This is a genomic window from Gryllotalpicola reticulitermitis, from assembly GCF_042651345.1.
GTDB lineage: Bacteria > Actinomycetota > Actinomycetes > Actinomycetales > Microbacteriaceae > Gryllotalpicola > Gryllotalpicola reticulitermitis.
Genome location: NZ_JBHSCN010000005.1, coordinates 1,174,211 through 1,198,363 on the forward strand (window position 1 = coordinate 1,174,211; position 24,153 = coordinate 1,198,363).

The window sequence follows — 24,153 nt, forward strand, 5'->3', positions numbered from 1 at the left end:
GGCGGCGGCGCCCACGCACGCCCGGATCAGTGGCCGCGGATCAACAGCGGCCGATCAGTGCCCGCCGATCAGGGCTCGCCGATCAGTACCCGACGACGAAGCGCTGGTTGATGTGGGTCGGCGTCACGATCTCGTCGACGAAGGCCAGAGCGTAGTCAGCGCCTGAGATCTCAGACTTGCCGTCGGAGTCGCGCAGCACGGTGTCCGCACTCGTGCGGTACGAGCCGATCGGGGTGCCCGGGTTGTAGCCGCCGTACGTCTCGGCCGGGCTCACGTAGAACCACTGCAGACCGGCCGGAGTCTCGTCGCTGCGCAGCCAGTCCAGAACGCCGGCGTGCGCGACGGCCTCGGGCTTGTAGGCCTCGACGAAGTCGGGGCTGTCGACCAGCCGCGGGCCGCCGACGCCCTCGAAGGTCGAGCCCGCGCCGCCGACGAACGCGAGACGCGCGTCCCCGGCGACAGCACCCTCGGCGAGGCCCGGCACGAGCGCCGGCAGGACCGGGTTGTTGTCGCCGTCGACGGCATGGATCGCGACGATGACCACATCGTGGTCCGCGGCGAGCTTGTCGGTGAAGGCGCGGTCGGCGATGTCATCCGTGACGTAGGTGACGCCGTCGATCGGATGCTCCGGCTCATGCCGCGCGACCGCGGTGACCTGGATGCCGCGCTTCACCGCCTCCGCAGCGATGTTGCTCCCCGAGTACCCCGTGCCGCCGATGATCGCAATAGATGTCATAGGACGGACAGCGGTCGGCGCCGCTGTCGTATTCCATGCATTCGCAACAAAACTCGCGGGCGGCGAGGACGCCCGCGACAACAAACTCAGAACCGGTCAGGCGACGGTGCGTGCGACTGGCGGATCGCGACGTCGGCGTGCCGATCGAAGCGGTATCCGACGCCGCGCACGGTGCGCACGATGTCCTCGTAGCGGCCGAGCTTGGCGCGCAGGCGTCGCACGTGCACGTCGATGGTGCGCTCGTTCGGGATCTCTTCGTCGCTCGCGGCCGACCACAGCGAGGTGATCAGCTCGGTGCGCTCGATCGTGCGTCCTTCGCGCAGGACGAGGTACTGCAGGAGCTCGAACTCTTTGAACGTGAGCGACACGCGGTCGCCGTCGAGCAGCAGGTGGCGCCGGGTGACGTCGATCACGACGCCGGTCTGGTCGGCCCGCTCGTCGCGGGCCTCGCTGGGCCGGAACTTGGCGACGGCGGATGGGTCGCGCAGCGCGAGGCGAACCACGTCGACGTCGCGGCCGCCGGCGCCCTCTGGCGCGAGCGCGACCGAGGCGAACGATTCTGCGCCGGGGGCGACCTCGGCGAGAACCCGCTTGAGTGCGGCGACGACGGTGGTGAGGTCGGTTCCGGCCGCGGCGGCCTTGGCCTCGTCGAAGCCGACGTAGAGCCCGAAGCCCCGCGGGGTGCCGGCCGGTCGAGCTGCGGGGGAAGCGGAGGTGAGAGCGGAAAGGGGAGCGGTGATCGTCATGCGGATCAAGACCTTCTGGTGATGATGCGATGGCCGGCACCTGAGGAGGTGCGAGCGGCCGAGGTGCGCGTCTGCTGTGACGCGGCAGGGGCGGATGCCTCAGACATCCGTGGAGTCCGCTTCCCGGTGATCAAGCTGCGATGAGCGATCGGTGTCGGGGGGACTCAGGCGAACGGGGAATTCAGGCACACATTCGACACATCATGACTGCACAGCCGGGCATCATCATGCCGGCCGTCTCGCTCACCTCAAGGGTGGGACGAAGGCGCAGGGTGTCAGTCATGCCGCCCAGCAAAACACGTAACGTGGCGAAAAGTCAAGAAAAAGTCAGCCCGCGAGCCCGTAGAGTCGATCGCCCGCGTCGCCGAGGCCGGGCACGATGTAGCCGTTCTCGTTGAGTCGTTCATCGAGGGCGCCGAGCACGAGCGTGACGTCTTTGCCGACAGTGGCCTGCTCGACGTGCTCGATGCCCTCGGGGGCGCCGAGAATGCAGATCGCGGTCACGTCTGATGCGCCCCGCTGGAAGAGGAAGTCGAGGGCCGCGCCGAGCGAGCCGCCCGTCGCGAGCATCGGGTCGAGCACGAAGCACTGCCGGCCGGCCAGGTCGCGCGGCAGACGCTCGGCGTACGTCGTCGGCTGCAGCGTCTCCTCATCGCGCGCCATGCCGAGGAATCCGACCTCGGCGTTGGGCAGCACCGCCATCATGCCGTCGAGCATGCCGAGACCGGCGCGCAGGATCGGCACCACGAGCGGGACGGGCTTCGAGATGGTGAGGCCCGTGTACGGCGCGACGGGGGTCTGCACGGTGACCGGCTCGACGCGCACATTGCGGGTGGCCTCGTAGCTGAGCAGCGTGATCAGCTCGGCGACGAGAGACCTGAACTGCGGGCTCGGCGTGTTCTTGTCGCGGAGGGCCGTGAGCTTGTGGGTGATCAGCGGGTGGTCCGCCACGTGCACGCGCATAGGCTTCAGGGTACTGGACCACCCGGGGCTGGCCCCGGCCGCGCAAGCGATTCGACACTGAGCGATTCGACGCTGAGTGATACGACGCTGGGTGGTTCGACGCTGAAGGGATTCGATGCTCATACCGCCGCCGGAATATGACGCGTGGATGGGCCTCGCGCTCGATGAGGCGCGCGCGGCGCTCGCCACGGGCGACGTGCCGGTCGGCGCGGTCGTCGTCGGGCCGTCGGCCGAGGTGCTCGGGCGCGGTCGGAACGCGCGCGAGGCGCGACAGGACCCGACCGCGCACGCCGAGATCGAGGCGCTTCGGGCCGCGGCGGCCGCGCGAGGCGAGTGGCAGCTGACGGATGCCGTGCTCGTGGTCACCCTCGAGCCGTGCGCCATGTGCGCCGGTGCGATCCTCTCGGCGCGCGTGCCCACGGTCGCGTTCGGGGCGTGGGACGAGAAGGCCGGCGCCGCCGGCTCGGTCTACGATCTGCTGCGGGATCGCCGCCTGCCGCAGCGCGCGACGGTCTACGCGGGCATCCGGGAGCCCGAGTGCGCGGCCCTGCTCACCGAGTTCTTCGACGAGCGCCGCGCGCCGAGAACGGAGTAGGTGCGGCCCGAACGCGGCCTGTGGCGCAACAACTCCGTTTTCGATCGCGGCGCCGGGCGCGCGCCCGGCACTAGGGTCGGTAGACGTCGGGCTCGAGGTAGATGAGGTGCGCGACCGGCACGGCGGCACGGATGCGCCCCTCGATCACGTCCGTGGCCCGCGCGGCATCCGCCAGCGACCGCTCGGGCGGCATCGCGATCTTCGCGGCGACCAGCAGCTCCTCCGGCCCGAGGTAGAGGGTGCGCAGGTGGATGATCCGGTCCGTCTCGCCGCCCGCGAGCACCGCCTGCTCGATCGCTCGCAGCTCGCCTTCGGTGGCGCCCTCACCGACGAGCAGGCTCTTGACCTCGGTGCCGAGCACGATGGCGACCGTGACGAGCAGCGCGCCGATCGCGATCGATCCGGCCGCGTCGAAGATTCCATTGCCCGTGATGAGCGAGAGCGTGACGCCGATCAGCGCGAAGATCAGGCCGGTGAGCGCGGCGACGTCCTCGAGCAGCACGGCAGGCAATTCCGGATTCTTCGCACGCCGGATGAACTGCACCCACGTGCCGGAGCCCTTGTGCGATCGCGACTCGCGCATTCCGGTCCGAAGCGAGGTGCCCTCGAGGACAGCGGATGCCAGCAGCACCGCGATCGGCAGCCACCACAGCTCAGGGCGCACGTAGTGCGACGCCGACTGGACCTTCTCGATGCCCTCGAAGATCGAGAAGACCCCGCCGACCGAGAACAGGATGATGGCGACCACGAACGCGTAGATGTAACGCTCGCGGCCGTATCCGAACGGATGCGCGGGGTCCGCGGCACGTCTCGCGCGCCGGCCGCCGAGCAGGAGCAGCAACTGGTTGCCCGAGTCGGCGAGCGAATGCACGGCCTCCGCGAGCATCGAGCTCGACCCCGACAGCAGGAACGCGACGAACTTGACGATCGCGATTCCGACGTTGGCGCCGAGCGCGGCGAGGATCGCGAGCGGGCGGCCGCCCTCGGGCTGGTCGCCGCGCTCATCCCCGCGCTGGTCGCTCACGCGGCCCATCATATGAGTGGGCTCTGCGCCCGTATGGTGGGGGCATGAGCGACGCTCGAACGATTCAGCTGCCCGCCATCGCATTCATCGGCGCCGGTTCCATGGCCGGCGCGATCATCAACGGTCTGGCGTCGCCGGTGGTCGACGTCGAGGGCGGCATCCGCGTCACCAGCCGGAGCGCAGCGACCGCCGCCCGTTTCGCCGAACTGCGCGGCGTGAGCGCGCACGCGACCGAGAACGAGGCGGATGCCAACCCCGAGGCCGTTCGCGGCGCCAAGCTCGTGGTGCTCGCCGTGAAGCCGTACCAGGTGCCCGACGTCCTCGCCGAGATCGCGGGGGCCCTCGAGCCCGGCACCGTCGTGGCGAGCGTCGCCGCAGGGGTGACGGTCGCGACGATGGAGGCGGCGGTTCCGGCATCCGTTGCCGTGGTCCGCACCATGCCGAACACGCCCGCGCAGGTCGGTCGCGGTGTCACCGGGGTGAGCGGCGGAACGCGCGCGACCGCCGATGACGTGGCGCTCGTGCGCGCCCTCTTCGAGACCGTCGGTGCGGTGGTCGAGGTGCCCGAGTCGCAACTCGATGAGCTGTCGACGATCTCCGGTTCCGGGCCCGCCTACGTGTTCCTCCTCATCGAGGAGTTCACCAAGACCGCCGTCGCCAAGGGCTTCTCGCGCGAGCAGGCGGAACTCCTCGTCGGGCACACCTTCCTCGGCGCGGCAGAGCTGCTCGCGGCCACCCATGAGGAGCCGGCCGAACTGCGCCGCCGCGTCACGAGCCCGGGCGGCACGACCGAGAAGGCCATCGAGGTGCTGCAGGCCGCCGACCTGTCGGGGCTCTTCGATCGCGCGACCGACGCCGCACTGGCGCGGGCGAGGGAGCTCGCCTCGGGCGCGTAGCGCTAGTCGTCGAGCGAGGCGAAGCGTTGCACATCCGCCTCGCCGCCCGAGACGACGATGATGTCCTCGTGCTCGACGATGGTCGAGCTGCCCGCATAGGTGAACGGCTTGCCGGGCTCCTTGATGCCGACGACGGTGACACCGTGCACGCCGCGCAGGTCGGACTGGGCGAGCGTGCGGTCGCTGATCGCCTTCGGCGCGAACATCTTCACCAGCACGAAGTCGTCGTCGAACTGGATGAAGTCCAGCATCCGCCCGCTCACGAGCCGCGCGATGCGGGAACCCGCCTCGGCCTCCGGGTAGATGACGTGGTGCGCGCCGATGCGCTCGAGGATCCTGCCGTGCGCGGGCGAGATCGCCTTCGCCCAGACCTGGGGGATCCCGAGCTCGACCAGATTCGCGGTGACGAGCACGGATGCCTCGATCGACGACCCGACCGCGACGATGGCGATCTGGAAGTCGTCGGCGCCGATCTGGCGCAGAGCATCCACCTGGGTGGCGTCCGCCTGCACGGTGTGGGTGACCCGATCGGCCCACTCCTGTACGCGGGTCGCGTCGCGGTCGACGGCGAGCACCTCGCGGCCGAGCAGGTCGAGCTCGGTGGCTGCGGCCGAGCCGAAGCGGCCGAGGCCGATGAGCAGCACGGGCGCGTCGTTGTGAATCGGACTAGCCAACGATGGGCCTCTCTTCCGGGCGGGCGTAGAGCCGCTGGCGCTGGCTCTGGGCCAGTGCGGCGGCGAGCGTGATGCTGCCGATCCGGCCGAGGAACATCGTGGCGGCGAGCACGTAGACGACGGGCGGCGACGCGCCCATGGCGAGGCCGGTCGAGAGACCGCAGGTCCCGAAGGCGCTGATCACGTCGAAGAGCACGTGGTCGAGCGAGTCCCCGGTGATCGCGAGCACCGTGACCGAGGCGGAGGCGACGATCGTGGCGCCCCACAGCACGACCGAGACGGCGACGCGCAGCACGTCGTTCGGGATGCGACGGTGGAACGCCTCCATGCTCTCGACGCCTTTGGCCTCCGCGATCGCGGCGAGGAACAGCACGGCGAGCGTCGTCACCTTGATGCCGCCGGCGGTCGAGGCCGACCCGCCGCCGATGAACATCAGCATGTCGGTCACGAGCAGGCTCGAGCCGTGCAGGTGCGAGATGTCGATCGTCGAGAACCCGCCCGAGCGGGCCATGGCCGAGAGGAAGAAGCTCTGGAAGACGCCGTCGCCCGCGCTCAGGTGTCCGAGAGTGCGGGGGTTGCCGTGCTCGAGCAGCCAGTAGAGCACGCCGCCGAGCGCGAACAGCACGAAATAGGCGACGAGCGTGAGCTTGACGTGCAGCGAGATGATGCGCCGCCTCTGGCCGGGATGCCGGACGACGCGGGCCAGGGAGTAGATGACGGGGAATCCGATCGCCCCCAGCATCACCGTCAGCCCGATCGTGGAGAGGAACGCGTAGTCGTGCGCGAAGGGGACGAGGCCGTTGCTGTTCGGCGTGAATCCCGTGTTCGTGAACGCCATCGCCGAGTAGTAGACGGCGTCCCGCGCCGCGGCGCCGATCGTGAAGCCGTGCGTGAGCAGCAGCGGGAAGAGGATGACGCTCGCGGCCGCCTCGATCGCGACGACGCTGATCGCGATGGTGACCAGCAGCCCGCGGACCTCGCCCAGACGCACCGCCTGGCCCTCTGCCACGGGGCCGCGGTGCGCGCGCAACGGGTTGGTGTCGCCGGCGGCGATGAGCCTTGCGCGCAGTCCCAGATGTCGGCTGATGATGAGGCCGAGCGTGCTGGCCAGCGTCAGCACGCCGATGCCGCCGATCTGCACGCCGAAGTAGATGACGACCTCGCCGAACCTCGACCAGTGGGCGGTCATGTCGACCGTCGAGAGACCCGTGACGCACACCGCGGACACCGCGGTGAAGAGCGCATCGGCGAAGGGGGTCGCCGCGTGGCTCGCGCTGGATACGGGAAGGCCGAGGAGAGCGGTCCAGAGCAGCACGAGCAGGGCGAACACGATGATGGCGAACCGGCTCGGGCTCGCCGCCGCGAAGTCGGACAGCGCCTGGCGGAGACGGCGCGAACCGGGTCGCGCCCCGACCACCGTCACCGGCACCGAGCCTCCTCCACGCGCCCATCCTGCCGTGCCCTCTGCGGACTGGCTACTCTTTCTGCATGGCCGACATCTTTGACATCGTTGCGGACTCGACCAGGCGAGAGATCCTCCAGGTTCTTCTGGAGGCGCAGTCATCGGTGAGCGGCGAGGTCAGCGTGTCGCAGATCGTGCACGCCCTCGAGTTGAGTCAGCCGACCGTGTCGAAGCACCTGAAGGTGCTGCGCGACGCGGGGCTCGTCGCGGTGCGCGAAGAGGGCCAGCACCGCTATTACCACCTCGACTCGACGCCGCTGGAGGCGATCGACGACTGGCTGCTGCCGTTCCTCGGCACCACCGAGGACATCGAGCCGACGGATGCCTCGGCCATCGGCGCCGCGTCGTCGGTCGGCTTCGGCGCCACTGGCCTGTCCGAGTCGCAGCGGGAGTTCGCGGCCTCCGTCGGCAAGGTCGCCGCCGGTGCTGCCGCCCGCGCTGCGGCGGTGGTCTCGAAGGTCAAGCGCTGAGGCCGGCCGGGGCCCGATTCGGCGCTTGAGGCGGCGTGCGGTAAACTTGCTCTTTGTGCCGCGGCGAGTCGCGGCATCCCCGATCTTTGTGAGGTTTCCGTGGGTTCTGTCATCAAGAAGCGCCGCAAGCGCATGGCGAAGAAGAAGCACCGCAAGCTTCTTCGCAAGACGCGCCACCAGCGTCGCAACAAGAAGTAGGCGTCCGCCTGCTTCAGTAAGTCGGTCGGTCTCGACCGACTTCAGCTCCGAGCGTCAGGGCACTTGCCCAGGCGCTCGTTGCAGTTAACTCGGTGGAGTTAACTGGACGAGTGTCCGACCAATCCAGCCAGCCCGAACATCGCATCACCTTCTATTCGAAGCCCGGCTGCCACCTGTGCGAAGACGCGCGGGCCGTCGTCGACGACGTCGTGGCCCGGGTCGAGGAATCCGTCGCCGGGGGCATCGCGATCGACGAGGTCGACATTCTCGGCGACCCGGCGCTGCAACAGCGTTACGGCGAGGAGATCCCCGTCGTGCTCATCGATGGGAAGATGCACACGTATTGGCGCGTCGACGCGGCGCGTCTCGAGAATGCGTTGAAGGAGCTGGCATGACCCTGCGTCACATCGTCGCGTGGACCCTGAAAGCGGATGACGCGGAGCAGCGTCGCAGTGACGCGGAGGGCATTCGAACCCGCCTGCTGGCCCTGCGCGGCGTCGTGCCGTCGATCCAGGCGATCGAGGTGATCATCGACGAGGTCGACGAGCGCCCGACGAACTCGGTGGCCGTCGTCGCCGACTTCGCGGACGCCGCGGGGCTCCAGGAATACCAGGTGCACCCGGCTCACCTCGAGGCCGCCGCCCTGACGCGTGCGGTCGTCAGCTCCCGTACCGCGGTCGACGGCACGGTCTAGCGTCCCAGATGCGCCGGACGGACCGGAGTGCGCCGCACGGGCATCCGCACCGCGCACTCGAGTCCACAGAGCGCACCTGAGCGGGGGAAGGGGCGCGGCGCTACGGCGCCAGGCGCGTCGGGCCGCGGAACAGCAGCGTCGTCTCGCGGATCGACTGCTCGCCGAGTAGCAGCATGAGCACGCGGGCGAGGCCCATGCCGAAGCCGCCGTGCGGGGGCACGCCGTACTTGAAGAACTCGAGGTACTCGCCGATGCCGGCGGGGTCGAGGCCCTTGTCCTTCGCGTTGGCGATCAGCTCGTCGATGCGGTGCTCGCGCTGTGCGCCGGTCGTGATCTCGGTGCCGTTGTAGATGAGGTCGTAGCTCTTGGTGAGCCCGGTCTCGGCGTCGCGCATGTGGTAGTAGGGGCGGATGTTCGTCGGGTAGTCGGTGACGAACACGAAGTCGTGACCGAACTCACCCTTGACGTAGGCGCTGATCTGGCGCTCGCCCTCGGGGTCGAGGTCGCCGTCTTCGCGGGGCACCGTGTAGCCGCGCGACTCCTTGAGGACCGTGTGCACCTCGGCCAGCGGAATGCGCGGGAACGGAATCGCGGGCACCTCGACCTCGATGCCGAACAGCTCGCGGATCTCGTCGCCGTGCTTCTCTTTCACCGCCGCGATGCCCGCGGCGAGCAGCTGCTCCTGCATCGCCATGACGTCTTCGTGCGAGTCGACCCACGACATCTCGGCGTCGACCGAGATGAACTCGGTGGCGTGACGTGAGGTGAACGACGGGTCGGCCCGGAAGACGGGGGAGATCTCGAAGACCTTGCCGAAGCCGGCGGCCTGGGCCATCTGCTTGAAGTGCTGCGGGCTCTGCGCGAGGTACGCGGTGCCGAGGTCGAAGTAGTCGAGCTGGAACAGCTCGGCTCGCGACTCGGACGGCGACTCCATCAGCTTCGGGGTGTGGATCTCGACGAATCCGTTCTCGACCCACCAGGTGCGCCACGCGTGCTCAAGCGTCGTCTGCACGCGGAAGATCAGCGCGTTCTTCGGCTGGCGCAGGTCGAGCCAGCGGTAGTCGAGGCGCTTGTCGAGGCTCGAATCTGCGGCGATGGGCGCCTCGGGCTCGGACGGTGCCGCGACCGAGAGGTCGCCGATCTTCACCTCGAGGCCGCCGAGCTTGACGCGCTCGTCGTGCTTGAGCTCGCCGGTGACGCTGATGAACGTGCCGAGCGACAGCGCCGTGATCGACTCGGTGAGGGCGACGGCCGCTGCCTGCCGCGCCGCGTCTTCTGCAGTGCCGTCAGCTGCAGTGCCGTCAGCTGCAGTGCCGTCAGCTGCAGTGCCTTCAGCGCCGCTCGCGACCTCGCGCACGGCCGGGTTCACGAGCTGCGCCGCACCGGACTCGTCGCGCAGGACGATGAACTGCACCTTCTTCTGATCGCGCACCGTCTCGACCCAGCCGGCGACGGTCACCGGGCCGTCTTCACGGGCGGACAGGTCCTTGATGAGGGTGCGTTCGGTCACGGGGGACGAGTCTACCGGGCCGCTTCTTCCAGGAGTTTCAGGGGTTGGGCTTCCGTAAACTGGCGCACGTGGCAAGTCGGCTGGTGCATCTCGTGCGCCATGGCGAGGTGTACAACCCCGACCATGTGCTCTACGGGCGACTCCCCGACTTCCATCTCTCGCAGCTCGGCCGGCGCATGGCGCAGGCGGCGGCCGACGAGTTCGCGGCCCGCGAGCGCCCGGTCGCGGCGCTGATCGCCTCCCCGCTCGTGCGGGCACAGGAATCCGCCGCCCCGTTCGTGACACGCTTCGAACTCGACCTCCGCACCGAGCCGCGCATCATCGAGCCGCGCAATCACTTCGAGGGCAAGGTGATGGAGAAGGCCGTGAAGAACCCGGTCAACTGGCCGTGGCTGATCAATCCCGTGCGCCCGTCGTGGGGCGAGCCGTACGGCTCGATCGCGAAGCGCATGACCGCGGCGATGGCGGATGCCTTCACGCTGCCGCCCCTCGACGACCAGACCCCCGGCGACGTGGTCATGGTCAGTCACCAGCTGCCGATCTGGGTCACGCACCTCGCGCTCGCGCAGGAGCGCCTCATGCACGATCCGCGGAAGCGTCGCTGTAACCTCTCGAGCATCACGACCTTCGAGCAGACACCGGGTGGCGCGATCCGCGAGGTCGACTACGCCGATCCCGCCGCGCCGCTGCTGCCCGCCGCCGTCGATGTCGGGGCGGTGTAGCGCGTGGCCTCGATCTCCAGGGTGCGCCGGCTCGCGGCATCCGTCATCTCCGCTGCGGCCGCCGTCGCGCTGCTCGCCGGCTGCACCGTGACCGCGCTGCAGTCGCAGTACGACAACGCCGACAACAAGGGGTACATCGCCGGCAGCGGTGTGACCGAGATCAAGCCGGCCGATCGCAAGGCGCCGGTCGTCTTCTCCGGCACGACGGAAGACGGCACGACCTTCTCGTCGAAGGCGTACAAGGGCGACGTCATCGTCGTCAACTTCTGGTACGCCGGCTGCCCGCCGTGCCGCCTCGAGGCGAAAGACGTGCAGAAGCTCAACGCGCAGTTCCAGGGCAAGGGCGTCCAGTTCGTCGGGGTGAACACCCGTGACGACGGCCCGAGCGCGAAGTCGTACGACAAGACCTTCGGCATCACCTACCCGTCGATCCTCGACGCGGACTCGGGCAAGGTGCAGCTCGCGTTCAGTGGCGCCTACCGGCCGAACTCGACCCCGACCACGCTGATCCTCGACAAGGAGGGGCGCATCGCCGCCCGCGTCGAGGGCCCGATCAACGACCAGCCCTCGACGGTGCAGACGCTCATCACCAGCGCGTTGGCCGAGACCACCCCATGAGCTTCGGGCAGCTCGTCTCGAGCGGCCAGTTGCTGGTCGCCGTCCCGATCGCTCTGCTCGCGGGGCTCGTCTCGTTCGCGTCGCCCTGTGTGCTGCCGCTCGTTCCCGGCTATCTCGCGTACATCGGCGGCTACACCGACGGGCGCTCGACCGCGGCGCGCGGGGACCGGCGCGGTCAGAGCCGACTTGCCCTGGGCGTCCTGCTCTTCATCCTCGGCTTCGCCGCAGTGTTCGTCGTCGGGGGCTTCATCTTCGGGGCGCTCGGCACCTGGCTCAACATCTACCGCGAGCTGATCACCCGCATCGCCGGCATCGTGGTCATCCTGCTCGGCCTCGTCTTCATCGGGCAGTTCTCGTTCCTGCAGAACATCGTGAAGCCCAGCTGGCGCGCCGGCTCCGGGCTCGCGGGGGCGCCGCTGCTCGGCATCGCCTTCGCGATCGGCTGGAGCCCGTGCACCGGCCCGACTCTCGCCGCCATCGACGCGCTCGGCTTCAACGGCGGCTCGCCATGGCAGGGTGCGCTGCTCGCCCTCTGCTACGCCCTCGGCCTCGGCATCCCGTTCCTTCTGATCGCGCTCGGTCTCGGCTGGGCGTCGTCGGCGGTCGCGTTCCTGAAGCGGCACGTGCGCCTCGTCAATGTGATCGGCGGCGCGCTGCTCATCGTGATCGGCGTGCTCATGGTCTCGGGTCTCTGGAACACCTGGATGCTTCAGCTGCAGGAGGTGATGCCGTATTTCCGCACGGCAGTCTGACGGCACCGCGCAGTTCTCGCGCACCGAGCTCGGAGACCTGCTGCCGAGCGACCACATCGACACGATCGACCCGGGCGACGGCCCCGCGACGTCGGGCCGCCTCGGCCCGTTCGGCTGGGCCCGGTGGTTCTGGCGGCAGCTCACGAGCATGCCGACCGCGCTCATGCTGCTCCTGCTGCTCGCGCTCGCGGCCGTGCCGGGGTCGCTGGTGCCGCAGCAGTCCGCCGACCCGAACGGCGTCACGCAGTACAAGCTCGACCACCCGACGCTCTACCCGATCCTCAACCACCTGCAGGTGTTCAACACCTACTCGTCGGTGTGGTTCTCGGCCATCTATCTGCTGCTGTTCATCTCGCTGATCGGCTGCATCATTCCGCGCGTCAAGCACCACGTGCAGGCGATGCTGGCGCACCCGCCGAAGACGCCGTCGCGGCTGACCCGCATGGTCGGCTATCGCGCGGAGCCGGCACCCGAGGGTACGGATGCGCTGGCCGCCATCACCGCAGCCCAGAAGCTGCTGAGGAGCCAGCGGTACCGCACCGTGGTCCTCACGGGCCCCCGCGAGATCTCCGTCTCCGCCGAGCGCGGCTACCTGCGCGAGACCGGCAACCTCGTCTTCCACATCGCACTGCTCGGCGTTCTCATCGTCGTGGGCATCGGCGGCGGCTTCGGGTGGACGGCGCAGCGCATCGTCGCCGTCGGCCAGACCTTCGTCGACACCAACGTCAACCTCGACTCGTTCAACCCCGGCCGCTTCGTCTCGGGCGACAACCTGCCGCCGTACTCGGTGCGCCTCGACGATCTCAAGGTGCAGTACGAGAGCAGCAACGTGAACGCGATCGGCCAGCCGCTCGACTACGACGCATCCGTGACCGCGACGAAAGCGAACGGCGCCGTGACGAAGACGCACATCAAGGTCAACCACCCGCTGCAGATCGACGGGACGAACGTCTACCTGCTCGGCAACGGCTACGCCCCGGTGCTGACGATCCGCGACGCGAGCGGCAAGGTCATCGGCCGGCAGGTCGTCCCCTTCCTCGCGGACGACGCGAACCTCACCTCCCAGGGCGTGGTCAAGGTGACGGACGGCCTGCCCAAGCAGCTCGGCATGGTCGGCGTCTTCATGCCGACGGCGGGGCGGGCGGCGAACGGGCAGCTCGTCTCGACGTACCCCGGCCTCAAGAATCCGCGCGTCTCGCTCACGGTCTACCAGGGCAACCTCGGCCTCGACACCGGCGTGCCGCAGTCGGTCTACGAGCTCAACACCGACAAGCTCACCCAGATCGCGGGCCCTGACGCGAAGGCGCAGGCCCTGGACCTCGGCATCGGCCAGACAGCCCAGCTGCCTGATGGCCTCGGTTCGGTCAGCTTCGACAAGGTGGAGCGCTACGCGTCGCTCGACATCCACCGCGACCCGACGCAGGGCTGGGTTCTCGTCTTCGCGATGCTGATCCTCGCCGGCCTGCTCACCTCGCTGTTCGTGCCGCGGCGTCGCATGTGGGTGAAGGCGAAGACGGATGCGTCGGGCGCCGTCACCCTCGAATACGCGGGCCTTGCCCGAGGCGAGGACCCGAGGCTCGAGGAGGCGGTGGCCGCGCTGGCATCCGCTCACGTGCGACGCGTCTCGGCCGATGCCGAATCTGTCGGCTAACTCAATAAATCGAAGGCGTAGCGTACTGACGTGACCGATACCCTCTCCACCATCTCTGAGATCGCGATCTACGTGGTCATGGGGCTCTATACGGTCGCCTTCGTGCTCTTCGTGCTCGATCTGGCACGGCGCAGCTCAGAGGGCGCCGAACCGGCCGTTGTGCGCAGCGCAGTCGAGCGCCGCGCCGAGGCCGCCGCCGCGGGCGCGACACGCTCCGCGACCGCCACTCTCGTGCGCCAGTCGACCGACACGGTCGAGAAGGTGCCGGCGCGCGGCGCCGCCACGTCGCGGCTGATGCGCGCGGCGATGACGGTGACGACGGTCGGCTGGGTGATCCACCTGCTGTCCGACATCACGCGCGGCGTCGCCGCCGGCCGCGTGCCGTGGGCCAACATGTGGGAGTTCTCGCTCACGGGCACGCTCGTGATCATCGGCATCTTCCTGGCCGCGAACCTGCGGTGGGACATCCGCTGGATCGGCACGTTCATCACCGGCCTCGTCTGCGTGCTGCTGATGATCGCGCAGACCCGCTACTACGTGCCGGTCGTCCCGCTGCCGCCGGCCCTCCAGTCGTACTGGCTCGTCGTGCACATCCTGGTGGCGATCCTCGGCACGGCGTTCTTCGCGCTCGGCTTCGCGCTCTCCGCGGCCCAGCTGCTGCAGGGGTACCGCGAGCGCCGCCAGGAGTTGTCGCTGCCGCCGGTCATGCCGTTCCTCAAGAGCCTCCCGAACGCGCTGACGCTCGAGAACCTCACGTACCGCGTCAACATCATCGGCTTCATCTTCTGGACTTTCACGCTCATCGCCGGCGCGATCTGGGCCGAGAAGGCCTGGGGCCGGTACTGGGGCTGGGACACCAAAGAGGTCTGGACCTTCATCATCTGGGTGATCTACGCCGGCTACATCCATGCACGCGCGACGCGCGGCTGGCGCGGGTCGCGCTCGGCGTGGCTCTCGGTGGTGGGTTTCGCGGCCGTCATGTTCAACTTCGGCATCGTGAACGTGTTCTTCCACGGCCTGCACTCGTACTCGGGTCTGTCGAGCTAGCGGTCGGGACCTGTCGAGCTAACGCTCCGGGGCTGCCGGGCGAAGCGGCTGTCCGCCGCGGCTCACGCCACATCCAATACATCCGAGCTAATACGTCCGAGACTTTGGGCAGCCTCTCGAATCACTGTCGTGAGGGAACACTTTTGCTGCGCGTTCTACCGCGCGTCAAAAATGTTCCCTCATGACAGTCGCGCGACAGGGTCCCGTCGGGTCTGCGTCTCGGCGCACACTGAGGCTGCTCGATGCGAGCGGGTTTCCCGATGCAGGCGCGAGCGGGAGTGCCGATCCGGGCGCGAGCGGGTTCGCCGATCCAGGCGAGGGCCCGCCCACTGAGGGGGTTCGCGGCGTGCTGGGGCTGGCGTCACCCGATCCGGGCGTGCTCGATGTCGAGCTCGACCCGCGCGGCGGCGAATCGGGCGATGCCGAACTGCAGCGGCGTGCCGTCGGTGAGAGTGTCGAGCGAGCGCACGACGAGCACCACCGAGCCGGGCGCGAGCCGGAGCAACTCCGCTTCGTCGGCCGTTGCGTAGCGGCCGCCGACTGTGGTCGCAGCACGCAGATAATCGGCGATGCCGATCTCTTTGAGCGAGCCGGTGACGGTGCCGAGCCTCGCGAAGATCTCCGGCAGCCCCGGGACCTGCTCGGCGACCCACCACTGCGTGCCGAGTGAGATCGGCTGACCGTCGACGAGGCGCATCTGCTCGAGCCTGAGTGCCGGGCGCCCGTCGAGTCGCAGTCGTTCGGCGATGTCGGCGGGCGGATCGGGCTCGATGGCCGAATCCAGCAGGCGAGCGGATGCCGTGCTGCCGCGCAGGCTGTCCGTCAGGCGCGTGCGCGCACCGATGCGGTGTACGAGCAGGGTGTGCTCGGCCACGAAGGTGCCGCTGCCCCGCTTGGAAGTCACGAGCCCGTCGGCGACCAGCGCCGCGACGGCCTGTCGAACGGTGTTGCGATGCACCTCGAAGCGCGCCGCCAGGTCGTTCTCGCTCGGGAGCTTGGCGCCGGCGGGCCACGCGCCGTCCGCGATCTCGCGCCGGAGCTCTTCGGCGATGAGTCGCCACGTGGAGTACCCGCTCGGTGACCTGCTGCTCTGAGTGCTCATGTCGTCGGCACTCTACCGACGCCGGGGCCGGGGCTCGGTCAGCATTCGCACGATGTATCACCCTGAACGGTCGATCCGGGGTGGCGGATCGTGCGTTCTGCGACACGGAGGGTGCTCGCTGGCATCCGTTCGCGTGCCGTTTACCCCACGGGCTCGAGAACAGGGCTAGCGTGAAGTTATCTAGATCACTAGACAACTTATGGAGGATGCGTGACGCAGCAAACGGTGGCGGCGGGTCGTGAGTCGCTCGCGGACGGTGAGCGGCAGCGACAGCGCTGGATGCATGCCCTCGCCATGGCCGAGACGGATGTCCTGGCCGGCGCCTGGCAACAGTGGGCTCCCAAGCCCGAGGTCGAGGCGATCCGCGGGCCGGAGGCGGGCCTCGTGATGGTCCGCAGCCGCGTCGACGCGGGCGGGGCCAAGTTCAACCTGGGCGAGGCGACGGTCACCCGCGCGACGGTGCGTCTGCACGGCGAGCCGCTGGCCGCCGACGTGCTCGGCACCGCCTACGTGCTCGGCACCGACCTCGAGCACGCGCGGCTCGCCGCGATCTTCGACGGCCTGCTCGCCGACGACGCGCAACGGCAGCGCGTGCTGAGTGAGGTCGTGACCCCGCTCGAGGAGCAGCAGCTCGCCCGCGACGAGGCGCGTCGCGCGGACTCGCGCAGCACTCTCGTCGACTTCTTCACTGTCTCGAGGGAGCACGAATGAGCACCGTCACGGACCAGCCGTCCGCCATTCCCAACCCCGGATTCGCCGACCCGACACGCGAGGCCCAGTCCGCGTTCCGCTCGGTTCTCGATGCACTCGCGCACCCGACGCGGTCCTACCCGCTCGCGGGCCCGGCGCAACCGCCGGCCGCGCTCGGCAGCGGGCTCGGCGCCATTGCGCTGACCGTGCTCGACGAGGACACGACCGTGTGGCTCTCCGGTGCGCTCGCGAGCGACGCCGAGGTCGTCTCCTGGCTCAGCTTCCACACCGGGTCGCGGCGGGTCGACGACCCGGCGCTCGCGGACTTCGCCTTCGCGACCCCCGATGCGCTGCCCGTGTTCGACACCTTCCGGCAGGGCACGGACGAGGCGCCGCACCTGTCGACCACCGTCGTGGTCGACACCCGCGAGATCGTCTGCGATTCACCGCGGGAAGTCCACCACTTCACCGCGACCGGTCCCGGCATCAACGTCGAAGCGGAGCTCGACGCCCCCTGGGCCGACCACATCACCGACTTCGCGGCCCAGTGGCGCGCGAACGTGCGGCTCTTCCCGCGCGGCGTCGACCTGCTGATCGTCGATGAGGGGAGCATCTCGGCGCTCCCGCGCACGACGCAGCTCGCGTCGCTGAACCCTGGACAGGAGGCCTGATGTACGTCGCAGTCAAGGGCGGCGAGAAAGCGATCGCCAATGCCCACGCCCTGCTCGCGAAGGAGGGTCGAGGCGAGGAATCCGTCCCGCAGCTCACCCACGAGCAGGTCGCCGGGCAGCTTTCCGTGCTCGTCGCCCGTGTCATGAACGAGGGGTCGATGTACGACCCCGCACTCGCCGCCCGCGCCATCGTGCAGGCGCAGGGCGACGTGCTCGAAGCGATCACGCTCGTGCGCTCGTACCGCACCACGTTGCCGCGCTACGGCTACACCGAACCCGTCGACACGGCAGAGCTGCCCCCGCAGCGCCGCGTCTCGGCGACGTTCAAGGACATCCCGGGCGGCCAGCAGCTCGGCGCGACGTTCGACTACACGCACCGCCTGTTCGCCGATGGCGGCTACGGCGGCGAGTTCCAGGAGAACGACAGCGCCTCCGCCCAAAACGACAGCGCCGCCGGCAAAAACGACGCAGCCGAGCACGACGAGGCGATGCCCCGGGTCGCGGATCTGCTGGGCACCGAGGCCCTCATGGAACCCGAGCGCCCCGCAGGATTCACCGACCCCGAGCCCGCGGACCTCACGCGCGAGCCGACGCTGTTCCCCATGAGCCGCGCCGAGCGACTGCAGGCCCTGGCTCGCGGCGACGAGGGCTTCCTGCTCTCGCTCGGCTACTCGACGCAGCGCGGCTTCGGTCGCACGCACCCCTTCGCCGGCGAGATTCGCGTCGGCGAGGTCGAGGTCGAGTTCGTGGCGCCCGAGCTGGGCTTCGCCGTGCCGCTCGGCCGGATCGAGCTCACCGAGTGCCAGATGATCAACCAGTTCACCGGGAACGCCGATACCGCGGCGCAATTCACGCGCGGTTACGGCCTCGTGTTCGGTCGCGCCGAACGCAAGGCGATGTCGATGTCACTGGTCGACCGTGCGCTGCGCCACGAGGAGTTCGGTGAGCGCATCGTCGCCCCCGCGCAGGACGAGGAGTTCGTCATCACGCACGCCGACAACGTCGAGGCGACGGGCTTCGTCGAGCACCTGAAGCTGCCCCACTACGTCGATTTCCAGGCCGAGCTCGGGCTGGTGCGGCGACTGAATCGTGAGTTCGAAGAACGGCGAGCGGATGCTTCGCCGAAGCAGGAAACGGAGGTGGTGTCGTGAGCGAGACGCCGGGAGCAACCACGCGCGCCGAATTGAGCAATGGCCTGCCGCAGTACAACGTCGGCTACCTGGACGAGCAGACCAAGAGGATGATCCGCCGCGCACTGCTCAAGGCCGTGGCGATCCCCGGGTTCCAGGTGCCCTTCGCCTCGCGAGAGGTGCCGATGCCGCGCGGCTGGGGGACCGGCGGTGTGCAGGTGACCGCCGCGATCATCGGCGAGCAGGACACCCTGAAGGTGATCGACCAGGGAGCCGATGACACGACGAACGCCGTGTCGATCCGTGCATTCTTCGCGAAGGTCGCGGGTGCCCGGACGACGACGCACACCGCGGACGCGACGATCATCCAGACCCGGCACCGGATTCCCGAGCTCGAGCTCACCGAGGGGCAGACCATGGTCTACCAGGTGCCGATCCCCGAGCCGTTGCGCTTCCTCGAGCCGCGCGAGACCGAAACGCGACGCATGCACGCGCTCGAGGAGTACGGCCTCATCTACGTGAAGCTGTACGAGGACATCGCGAAGTACGGCCACATCGCCCAGACGTACGCGTACCCGGTGATCGTGAACGGCCGCTACCTGATGGACCCGTCGCCGACGCCGAGCTTCGACAATCCGAAGCTCGATCAGAGCCCGGCGCTGCACCTGTACGGCGCAGGCCGCGAGAAGCGCATCTACGCGGTACCGCCCTATACGGATGTCGTGAGCCTCGGGTTCGAGGACCACCCCTTCGAGCCGCAGCGCTTCGAGCAGCCGTGCGCGATCTGCGGATCGACCGGCGTCTACCTCGACGAGATCATCACCGACGACGCGGGCGGCGTGATGTACGCGTGCTCGGACACGGACCACTGCGAGCGCACAGTCGCTCGTGCCGCCTCGGCCGAGCAGTCCGGCGCCGTCGCGGCGCAGCAGACGACGCAACCGCAACAACAGGAGGTATCGGCATGACGCTCGAACAGTTGCACCTGGGGGCCGACGAGCGGCCTTTGCTCGAGGTGCGCGACGCGGGCCACAAGTACGGCGACCGCTACGGATGCCGGGACGTGAGCTTCGAGCTGTGGCCCGGCGAGGTGCTCGCCGTGGTGGGAGAGTCGGGCTCGGGGAAGTCGACCCTGCTCGGCACGCTGTCCCAGCGTCTCGACCTCAGTGAGGGAAGCATCCGCTATCGCCTCGCCGACGGCGAGGTCGTCTCGCTCGCCGATCTCAGCGAGGCGCGCGTGCGCCGCCTGTGGCGCAGCGAGTGGGGCTTCGTGCACCAGGACGCGGCCGACGGGCTGCGCATGCACGTGAGTGCGGGCGGCAACGTCGGCGAGCCGCTGATGTCGACCGGCTGGCGCCACTACGGGAAGATCCGCCAGGCGGCAGCGGAGTGGCTCGAGCGCGTCGAGATCCCGGTCGACCGCATCGACGACACCCCCGCCTCGTTCTCCGGCGGCATGCGCCAGCGTCTGCAGATCGCCCGGAACCTCGTGGTGTCGCCTCGACTCGTCTTCATGGACGAGCCGACCAGCGGACTCGACGTGTCGGTGCAGGCGCGCCTGCTCGACCTGATCCGCTCCCTCGTCGCCGAGCTCGGCCTCGCCGTCGTGATCGTGACCCACGACCTCGCGGTCGCGCGCCTCATCTCGCACCGCACCCTGGTGATGAAGGACGGCACCGTCATCGAGTCCGGCCTCACCGACCGCGTGCTCGACGACCCGCAGGCCGCGTACACGCAACTTCTCGTTTCCTCGATCCTGCAAGGGTGAACGCAATGACCATGACGCAGACCGTTCTCTCCGTCTCCGACGTCGAGAAGAACTTCACCATGCATCTGCAGGGCGGCACGCGGCTCAACGTGCTGCGCAACGTGAACTTCGAGGTGCACGCCGGCGAGTGCGTCGTGCTCGGAGGCGCCTCAGGTGCGGGCAAGAGCTCGATCCTCAAGATGGTGTACGGCAACTACGCCGCAGCGGGCGGCTCGATCGTCCTGGACGCCGGGACAGCAGGCGGGGCCGTCGACCTCGCCATCGCGGACCCGCGGCGGGTGCTCGCCGCGCGCCGGGACTCGATGGGCTACGTCAGTCAGTTCCTCCGCTGCGTGCCCCGCGTTCCGGCGATCAGCGTCGTCGCGGAGCCGCTGCTCGAGCGTGGTGTGGGCGCCGACGAGGCACGCGACCGTGCCGCGGCACTGCTCACTCAGCTGGGGATTCCGGAGCGGCTGTGGACGCTCCCGCCCGCGACGTTCTCGGGCGGCGAGCAGCAGCGCGTCAACATCGCCCGTGGCTTCATCGCGGAGCTGCCGATGCTGCTCCTCGACGAGCCGACCGCGTCACTCGACTCGCGCAACCGCGATGTCGTCGTCGACCTGATCGCCGAGAAGCGGGCGAAGGGCGTCGCGATGCTCGGCATCTTCCACGACGTCGAGGTGCGCGAGCGCGTCGCCGACCGGATCATCGACGTCGAGGCGTTCGCGTGAGCGCGCGGGTCGCGATCTACGCGGCACCCGGCTCACTGCCGGCGGATGCCGTGGGCGCCCGTCTCCTCGAGCAGGCGGAGTGGTGGATCGGCCGCAGCGCGGCGGGCAACCCGGTGGCGCCGGCGGCGCCCGCAGGCTGGAGCCGCGCCGACGTCGACGCGATCACGATCGACGCGCGGCGCTACGGCTTCCATGCCACGCTCAAGGCGCCGTTCCGGCTCGCCGAGGGGCGTACGCTCGCCGACCTCGAGCAGGCGGTCGAGCGCTTCGCCGCCGCGCATTCCGTCGTCGAGGTCCCGAACCTGGCGCTCACGCGCCTCGGCGCCTTCTTCGCCATCATGCCGGGCGCACCGGCCGAGCCCCTGTACTCGCTCGCGGCCGAGGTCGTCACCGAGTTCGACGAGTTCCGGGCCCCGGCATCCGATCAAGAGATCGCTCGCCGCAATCCTGCGGGCATGACCGAGCGCCGGCGCGAGCTGTTCGAGCGCTGGGGCTACCCCTACGTCCTCGACGAGTTCCGTCTGCACTTCACTCTCACCGACCCGATCGAGCCCGAGCGGCGGGACGAAGTAGAGGCGGTGCTCGCCGAGTGGTTCCGGTCGAGTCTCGGCCGGACGCTGCCGATCGACTGCCTCGCGATCTATACGGAGTGCGAGCCCGGAGCCCCGTTCGAGCTTCACGCGGTGTACCCGCTCGGCTCCGCATCCGCCCCCGAATCGTCCGCCACCGCCCGAGGCTCCCAGAACGCCGAGCCCGCGACCCAAGGAACCCGATGACCCGCGAAACCGTCCTCACCAACGCCCGGATCGTGCTCGACGACGCCGTCGTGACCGGCTCGGTCCTCATCCGCGATGGGCGGATCGCCGACGTGGGGGCTGCGCCCGCCACCTCGTCCGGCGTGATCGCCGAAGACCTCGACGGCGACTACCTGCTGCCCGGTCTCGTCGAACTGCACACCGATCATCTCGAGTCGCACATCCAGCCGCGCCCCGGCACCAACTGGGACCCGGTTCCCGCGGTGCTCGCCCACGACGCCCAGATCAGCGGCGCCGGCGTCACGACCGTGTTCGACGCGGTGCGCATCGGCGGCATGGAGGCGCAGGCGCGCCCCGTGACCGACCTCGCGGCGCAGGTCGCCAGCGCGATCGGGTATGCAAGCGATGCCGGCATGACCCGCTCGGAGCACTTCATCCACGTGCGCTGCGAGGTCTCGTCCCCGAACGCCGTCGAGGAGTTCGAAGCGCTCGCCGGCGTCGGCCACATCCGCCTCGCGTCGCTCATGGACCACACGCCCGGCCAGCGCCAGTACGCGGACGTGGAGGCGTTCCGAACGTACATGGTCGGCAAGGGCCACATCTCCGACGAGAGGTTCCTGCCCTATATAGAGGAGCTCAAGCAGGTCGCCGCGGTGCACTCGGTGCCGAACCGGGCCGAGATCGCGCGGCGCGCCAAGGAGCGCGGCATCGCGCTCGCCGCGCACGACGACGCGACGATCGAGCACGTCGACGAGTCCGCGGGCTTCGGGGTGCTCATCTCCGAGTTCCCGACCACGCGTGTCGCGGCGGAGGAAGCGCGCAAGCGCGGCCAGCTGATCGTCATGGGCGCGCCGAACATCATGCGCGGCGGGTCGCAGTCGGGGAATGTCGCGGCAGCCGAACTGCTCGCGGCCGGGCTGCTCGACATCCTCTCGTCCGACTACGTGCCCGCGAGCCCGCTGCAGGCCGTCTTCCTGCTCGACGCCGAGGGAACTCTGCCGCTCGTCGAGGGCGCCAAGATCGTCTCGTCGAACCCGGCCCGCGCCGTCGGGCTCACCGACCGCGGCGCGATCGAGGCCGGCCGCCGCGCCGACCTCGTGCGCGTGCGCACTCACGACCTGCCCCCGAGCGAGAAGCGGCCGTTCGGCCACCGCGTGCCCGTGGTGCGCGGCGTATGGCGTGAAGGGGCGCGCGTCTCATGACCGCCGAGCCTGCGAGTGGGGCACAGATCGGTCCCGGCGCCTTCGTCGCGATCGTCGGGGCGAGCGGCGTCGGCAAGGACGCGCTCATGAGCTACGCGCGTGAGCGCCTCGCCGCCCGCGCGCAGCCCGCACCCGACGTGCATTTCCCGCGTCGCGTGATCACACGGCCGGCGGGCGCGGGCGAGGAGTTCGACTCGAGCGACGAGGCGGCGTTCACGGATGCGTCGAGCTCCGGCGGTTTCGCGATCTGGTGGCGCGCCCACGGGCTCGGCTACGGGATTCCGGCGTCCGCCGACGATCGCGTGCGCGCTGGCGGCGTCATCGTCGTCAACGTCTCGCGCGCCATGCTCGACGATCTCGCGGCGCGCTACCGCCGGCTGGTCGTGGTGCGGGTCACCGTGTCCGACGAGGTGCGCGCCGCGCGGCTCCACGCGCGCGGGCGGGAGGAGGCGCACGACATCCGTCAGCGTCTCGCCCGGCACGACCCCGCGCCCGACTTCCCGGTCGATGCCGAGATCCGCAATGACGGCACGCTCGCCGAGGCCGGCGAGCAACTGCTGCGCATCATCTCCGACGCCGCGGCGCTGGCGCTCGACGCATGACGCGCTATCAACAGCTCGCCACGGAACTGCGCACCCGCATCACCCACGGCGACTTCCCCGTCGGAAGCGTGCTGCCCTCGGAGCATGCGCTCGCCGCCGAGTACGGCATCTCCCGCGGCACCGTGCGCAACGCGCTCAGCGTCCTCGCGCTGCGGGGGCTCGTCGAGCCGACGCGGGGCAACGGCTGGGCCATCTCGTCTGCGCTGCAGACCCGCGAGTTCAGCTCGATGCGAAGCTTCCCCGAGTGGGCCGAGAGCCAGGGGCTGCGCCCCGGTGGTCTCGTCGTCGAGTCGAGACGGGACATGCCCACGCCGACGGAGGTGCGCGCCCTGCGCATCAATCGACGCGAGCCCGTGCTGCGGGTGACGCGTGTGCGGACGCTCGACGACAAGCCGGTGATGATCGAGCGCACGGCGTTCGCGCCGTGGGTCGCCCCGATCATCGAGTCGCTGCCGAACGATGAGCCATCGATCGTGCGGGTGCTGCTCAGTGAAGGCATCCGATCGACGCACGGTACGCACCGCATCGACGCCGTCGCCGCGACGAGCGAGGACTCCCGGCTGCTGTCCATCGCACGATCGAGCCCGGTGCTGCGGGTGCGCCGCGAGTACAGCGACAGCCTGGGCCGCATGATCGAGGTCGGCGAGGACCGGTATCTGGGCGGCGCGGTCGCGTTCGCGGTCGAGGTGGCTGCTACCACGGCCTGAGCGCTTGAGCGCCTGTGCGACTGAGCGCTGAGCGCCTGTGCGACTCAACGACTGAGGG

30 protein-coding genes are annotated in these 24,153 nt (G+C 69.5%); 22 read left to right on the forward strand and 8 right to left on the reverse strand.

All coding sequences use genetic code 11. The features are described 5' to 3' along the window. Window positions 1–82: 82 nt before the first annotated feature. Entirely contained in the window at window positions 83–736 is a 654-nt protein-coding gene (locus ACFOYW_RS12630; protein WP_390229354.1) for an NAD(P)-dependent oxidoreductase, read from the reverse strand. Window positions 737–822: 86 nt separating this feature from the next. Next, a complete protein-coding gene (locus ACFOYW_RS12635; RefSeq protein WP_390229355.1) occupies window positions 823–1,482 on the reverse strand; it encodes a winged helix-turn-helix domain-containing protein in 660 nt (219 codons plus the stop codon). 21 nt (window positions 1,483–1,503) lie between these two features. Between ACFOYW_RS12635 and ACFOYW_RS12640 the strand changes: the two genes are divergently transcribed. Continuing rightward, window positions 1,504–1,626, forward strand: a complete 123-nt coding sequence (locus tag ACFOYW_RS12640) for a hypothetical protein (protein WP_390229357.1) — start codon at window positions 1,504–1,506, stop codon at window positions 1,624–1,626. Between the two features lie 183 nt (window positions 1,627–1,809). Here the strand turns inward: ACFOYW_RS12640 and upp are convergent, their stop codons facing one another. Then, window positions 1,810–2,445, reverse strand: a complete 636-nt coding sequence (gene upp / locus ACFOYW_RS12645) for a uracil phosphoribosyltransferase (protein WP_390229359.1) — start codon at window positions 2,443–2,445, stop codon at window positions 1,810–1,812. A gap of 115 nt (window positions 2,446–2,560) precedes the next feature. Between upp and ACFOYW_RS12650 the strand changes: the two genes are divergently transcribed. Continuing rightward, complete coding sequence (locus tag ACFOYW_RS12650; protein WP_390229360.1) at window positions 2,561–3,040, forward strand: nucleoside deaminase; 480 nt, start codon at window positions 2,561–2,563, stop codon at window positions 3,038–3,040. 70 nt (window positions 3,041–3,110) lie between these two features. On the opposite strand, the gene ACFOYW_RS12655 is transcribed toward ACFOYW_RS12650, so the two are convergent. Further along, window positions 3,111–4,073: a cation diffusion facilitator family transporter gene (locus tag ACFOYW_RS12655; protein WP_390229661.1), complete on the reverse strand. Its 963-nt coding sequence runs from the start codon at window positions 4,071–4,073 to the stop codon at window positions 3,111–3,113. Between the two features lie 35 nt (window positions 4,074–4,108). Here ACFOYW_RS12655 and proC point away from each other — a divergent pair, with 35 nt between their 5' ends. Continuing rightward, the gene (gene proC / locus ACFOYW_RS12660) at window positions 4,109–4,960 is read left to right on the forward strand and encodes a pyrroline-5-carboxylate reductase (RefSeq protein ID WP_390229362.1); all 852 of its coding nucleotides are present in this window, start codon (window positions 4,109–4,111) and stop codon (window positions 4,958–4,960) included. 2 nt (window positions 4,961–4,962) lie between these two features. Here the strand turns inward: proC and ACFOYW_RS12665 are convergent, their stop codons facing one another. Together ACFOYW_RS12665 and ACFOYW_RS12670 are read right to left on the reverse strand one after the other, a co-directional pair. Further along, window positions 4,963–5,634, reverse strand: a complete 672-nt coding sequence (locus ACFOYW_RS12665; protein ID WP_390229364.1) for a potassium channel family protein — start codon at window positions 5,632–5,634, stop codon at window positions 4,963–4,965. Continuing rightward, a complete protein-coding gene (locus ACFOYW_RS12670) occupies window positions 5,627–7,063 on the reverse strand; it encodes a TrkH family potassium uptake protein (RefSeq protein ID WP_390229366.1) in 1,437 nt (478 codons plus the stop codon). The genes ACFOYW_RS12665 and ACFOYW_RS12670 overlap by 8 nt, the downstream gene beginning before the upstream one ends. 59 nt (window positions 7,064–7,122) lie before the next feature. Between ACFOYW_RS12670 and ACFOYW_RS12675 the strand changes: the two genes are divergently transcribed. From ACFOYW_RS12675 to ACFOYW_RS12690, 4 genes are all read left to right on the forward strand, one after another. After that, a complete protein-coding gene (locus ACFOYW_RS12675; protein ID WP_390229368.1) occupies window positions 7,123–7,566 on the forward strand; it encodes an ArsR/SmtB family transcription factor in 444 nt (147 codons plus the stop codon). Window positions 7,567–7,665: 99 nt separating this feature from the next. Next, entirely contained in the window at window positions 7,666–7,764 is a 99-nt protein-coding gene (locus ACFOYW_RS12680) for a 30S ribosomal protein bS22 (RefSeq protein ID WP_003792170.1), read from the forward strand. 110 nt (window positions 7,765–7,874) lie between these two features. Further along, complete coding sequence (locus ACFOYW_RS12685; RefSeq protein ID WP_390229371.1) at window positions 7,875–8,159, forward strand: glutaredoxin family protein; 285 nt, start codon at window positions 7,875–7,877, stop codon at window positions 8,157–8,159. Further along, on the forward strand, window positions 8,156–8,458 hold the full coding sequence (locus ACFOYW_RS12690) for a Dabb family protein (protein WP_390229373.1): 303 nt from the start codon (window positions 8,156–8,158) through the stop codon (window positions 8,456–8,458). The genes ACFOYW_RS12685 and ACFOYW_RS12690 overlap by 4 nt, the downstream gene beginning before the upstream one ends. A gap of 100 nt (window positions 8,459–8,558) precedes the next feature. On the opposite strand, the gene aspS is transcribed toward ACFOYW_RS12690, so the two are convergent. Beyond that, window positions 8,559–9,968, reverse strand: coding sequence for an aspartate--tRNA(Asn) ligase (gene aspS / locus ACFOYW_RS12695; protein WP_390229375.1), 1,410 nt, complete (start codon window positions 9,966–9,968; stop codon window positions 8,559–8,561). Between the two features lie 68 nt (window positions 9,969–10,036). On the opposite strand from aspS, the gene ACFOYW_RS12700 reads away from it, so the two are divergent. From ACFOYW_RS12700 to ccsB, 5 genes are all read left to right on the forward strand, one after another. Then, a complete protein-coding gene (locus tag ACFOYW_RS12700) occupies window positions 10,037–10,690 on the forward strand; it encodes a histidine phosphatase family protein (protein WP_390229377.1) in 654 nt (217 codons plus the stop codon). 3 nt (window positions 10,691–10,693) lie between these two features. Next, complete coding sequence (locus ACFOYW_RS12705; protein WP_390229379.1) at window positions 10,694–11,308, forward strand: TlpA family protein disulfide reductase; 615 nt, start codon at window positions 10,694–10,696, stop codon at window positions 11,306–11,308. Continuing rightward, window positions 11,305–12,060, forward strand: a complete 756-nt coding sequence (locus ACFOYW_RS12710; RefSeq protein WP_390229380.1) for a cytochrome c biogenesis CcdA family protein — start codon at window positions 11,305–11,307, stop codon at window positions 12,058–12,060. The genes ACFOYW_RS12705 and ACFOYW_RS12710 overlap by 4 nt, the downstream gene beginning before the upstream one ends. A 148-nt stretch (window positions 12,061–12,208) precedes the next feature. Then, complete coding sequence (resB, locus tag ACFOYW_RS12715) at window positions 12,209–13,711, forward strand: cytochrome c biogenesis protein ResB (protein ID WP_390229381.1); 1,503 nt, start codon at window positions 12,209–12,211, stop codon at window positions 13,709–13,711. A 30-nt stretch (window positions 13,712–13,741) separates the two neighbouring features. Next, the gene (ccsB, locus tag ACFOYW_RS12720) at window positions 13,742–14,758 is read left to right on the forward strand and encodes a c-type cytochrome biogenesis protein CcsB (RefSeq protein WP_390229383.1); all 1,017 of its coding nucleotides are present in this window, start codon (window positions 13,742–13,744) and stop codon (window positions 14,756–14,758) included. Between the two features lie 361 nt (window positions 14,759–15,119). Here the strand turns inward: ccsB and phnF are convergent, their stop codons facing one another. Beyond that, on the reverse strand, window positions 15,120–15,860 hold the full coding sequence (phnF, locus tag ACFOYW_RS12725) for a phosphonate metabolism transcriptional regulator PhnF (RefSeq protein ID WP_390229385.1): 741 nt from the start codon (window positions 15,858–15,860) through the stop codon (window positions 15,120–15,122). Window positions 15,861–16,070: 210 nt separating this feature from the next. Here phnF and phnG point away from each other — a divergent pair, with 210 nt between their 5' ends. Genes phnG through ACFOYW_RS12775 form a run of 10 tightly spaced genes read left to right on the forward strand, consistent with a single transcriptional unit; the run spans window position 16,071 to window position 24,095 of the window. Further along, a complete protein-coding gene (gene phnG, locus ACFOYW_RS12730) occupies window positions 16,071–16,571 on the forward strand; it encodes a phosphonate C-P lyase system protein PhnG (protein WP_390229386.1) in 501 nt (166 codons plus the stop codon). Continuing rightward, the gene (gene phnH / locus ACFOYW_RS12735) at window positions 16,568–17,221 is read left to right on the forward strand and encodes a phosphonate C-P lyase system protein PhnH (protein ID WP_390229388.1); all 654 of its coding nucleotides are present in this window, start codon (window positions 16,568–16,570) and stop codon (window positions 17,219–17,221) included. The genes phnG and phnH overlap by 4 nt, the downstream gene beginning before the upstream one ends. Continuing rightward, window positions 17,221–18,372: a carbon-phosphorus lyase complex subunit PhnI gene (locus ACFOYW_RS12740; protein ID WP_390229390.1), complete on the forward strand. Its 1,152-nt coding sequence runs from the start codon at window positions 17,221–17,223 to the stop codon at window positions 18,370–18,372. Before phnH ends, ACFOYW_RS12740 begins: the two co-directional genes overlap by 1 nt. Beyond that, entirely contained in the window at window positions 18,369–19,319 is a 951-nt protein-coding gene (locus tag ACFOYW_RS12745) for an alpha-D-ribose 1-methylphosphonate 5-phosphate C-P-lyase PhnJ (protein WP_390229392.1), read from the forward strand. The genes ACFOYW_RS12740 and ACFOYW_RS12745 overlap by 4 nt, the downstream gene beginning before the upstream one ends. Then, window positions 19,316–20,119 carry a phosphonate C-P lyase system protein PhnK gene (gene phnK / locus ACFOYW_RS12750; protein ID WP_390229394.1) on the forward strand — a complete coding sequence of 268 codons (804 nt, stop codon included), beginning with the start codon at window positions 19,316–19,318 and terminating at the stop codon, window positions 20,117–20,119. Before ACFOYW_RS12745 ends, phnK begins: the two co-directional genes overlap by 4 nt. Window positions 20,120–20,124: 5 nt before the next feature. Next, entirely contained in the window at window positions 20,125–20,829 is a 705-nt protein-coding gene (phnL, locus tag ACFOYW_RS12755) for a phosphonate C-P lyase system protein PhnL (protein WP_390229395.1), read from the forward strand. Then, the gene (locus ACFOYW_RS12760) at window positions 20,826–21,605 is read left to right on the forward strand and encodes a DUF1045 domain-containing protein (RefSeq protein ID WP_390229397.1); all 780 of its coding nucleotides are present in this window, start codon (window positions 20,826–20,828) and stop codon (window positions 21,603–21,605) included. The genes phnL and ACFOYW_RS12760 overlap by 4 nt, the downstream gene beginning before the upstream one ends. Beyond that, window positions 21,602–22,786 (forward strand): alpha-D-ribose 1-methylphosphonate 5-triphosphate diphosphatase, encoded by a 1,185-nt coding sequence (locus ACFOYW_RS12765; protein ID WP_390229399.1) that lies wholly within the window; start codon window positions 21,602–21,604, stop codon window positions 22,784–22,786. Before ACFOYW_RS12760 ends, ACFOYW_RS12765 begins: the two co-directional genes overlap by 4 nt. After that, window positions 22,783–23,388: a phosphonate metabolism protein/1,5-bisphosphokinase (PRPP-forming) PhnN gene (gene phnN / locus ACFOYW_RS12770; RefSeq protein WP_390229401.1), complete on the forward strand. Its 606-nt coding sequence runs from the start codon at window positions 22,783–22,785 to the stop codon at window positions 23,386–23,388. The genes ACFOYW_RS12765 and phnN overlap by 4 nt, the downstream gene beginning before the upstream one ends. Next, window positions 23,385–24,095 carry a GntR family transcriptional regulator gene (locus tag ACFOYW_RS12775; RefSeq protein ID WP_390229403.1) on the forward strand — a complete coding sequence of 237 codons (711 nt, stop codon included), beginning with the start codon at window positions 23,385–23,387 and terminating at the stop codon, window positions 24,093–24,095. The genes phnN and ACFOYW_RS12775 overlap by 4 nt, the downstream gene beginning before the upstream one ends. Window positions 24,096–24,153 lie beyond the last annotated feature (58 nt).

Coding starts and splice junctions, on each gene's coding strand:
- ACFOYW_RS12630 (WP_390229354.1), bottom strand. CDS start 736: ATGACATCTATTGCGATCATCGGCGGCACGGGGTACTCGGGGAGCAAC.
- ACFOYW_RS12635 (WP_390229355.1), bottom strand. CDS start 1,482: ATGACGATCACCGCTCCCCTTTCCGCTCTCACCTCCGCTTCCCCCGCA.
- ACFOYW_RS12640 (WP_390229357.1), top strand. CDS start 1,504: ATGATGCGATGGCCGGCACCTGAGGAGGTGCGAGCGGCCGAGGTGCGC.
- upp (WP_390229359.1), bottom strand. CDS start 2,445: ATGCGCGTGCACGTGGCGGACCACCCGCTGATCACCCACAAGCTCACG.
- ACFOYW_RS12650 (WP_390229360.1), top strand. CDS start 2,561: ATGCTCATACCGCCGCCGGAATATGACGCGTGGATGGGCCTCGCGCTC.
- ACFOYW_RS12655 (WP_390229661.1), bottom strand. CDS start 4,073: ATGGGCCGCGTGAGCGACCAGCGCGGGGATGAGCGCGGCGACCAGCCC.
- proC (WP_390229362.1), top strand. CDS start 4,109: ATGAGCGACGCTCGAACGATTCAGCTGCCCGCCATCGCATTCATCGGC.
- ACFOYW_RS12675 (WP_390229368.1), top strand. CDS start 7,123: ATGGCCGACATCTTTGACATCGTTGCGGACTCGACCAGGCGAGAGATC.
- ACFOYW_RS12690 (WP_390229373.1), top strand. CDS start 8,156: ATGACCCTGCGTCACATCGTCGCGTGGACCCTGAAAGCGGATGACGCG.
- ACFOYW_RS12710 (WP_390229380.1), top strand. CDS start 11,305: ATGAGCTTCGGGCAGCTCGTCTCGAGCGGCCAGTTGCTGGTCGCCGTC.
- resB (WP_390229381.1), top strand. CDS start 12,209: ATGCCGACCGCGCTCATGCTGCTCCTGCTGCTCGCGCTCGCGGCCGTG.
- phnF (WP_390229385.1), bottom strand. CDS start 15,860: ATGAGCACTCAGAGCAGCAGGTCACCGAGCGGGTACTCCACGTGGCGA.
- phnH (WP_390229388.1), top strand. CDS start 16,568: ATGAGCACCGTCACGGACCAGCCGTCCGCCATTCCCAACCCCGGATTC.
- ACFOYW_RS12740 (WP_390229390.1), top strand. CDS start 17,221: ATGTACGTCGCAGTCAAGGGCGGCGAGAAAGCGATCGCCAATGCCCAC.
- phnK (WP_390229394.1), top strand. CDS start 19,316: ATGACGCTCGAACAGTTGCACCTGGGGGCCGACGAGCGGCCTTTGCTC.
- phnL (WP_390229395.1), top strand. CDS start 20,125: ATGACCATGACGCAGACCGTTCTCTCCGTCTCCGACGTCGAGAAGAAC.
- ACFOYW_RS12765 (WP_390229399.1), top strand. CDS start 21,602: ATGACCCGCGAAACCGTCCTCACCAACGCCCGGATCGTGCTCGACGAC.
- phnN (WP_390229401.1), top strand. CDS start 22,783: ATGACCGCCGAGCCTGCGAGTGGGGCACAGATCGGTCCCGGCGCCTTC.
- ACFOYW_RS12775 (WP_390229403.1), top strand. CDS start 23,385: ATGACGCGCTATCAACAGCTCGCCACGGAACTGCGCACCCGCATCACC.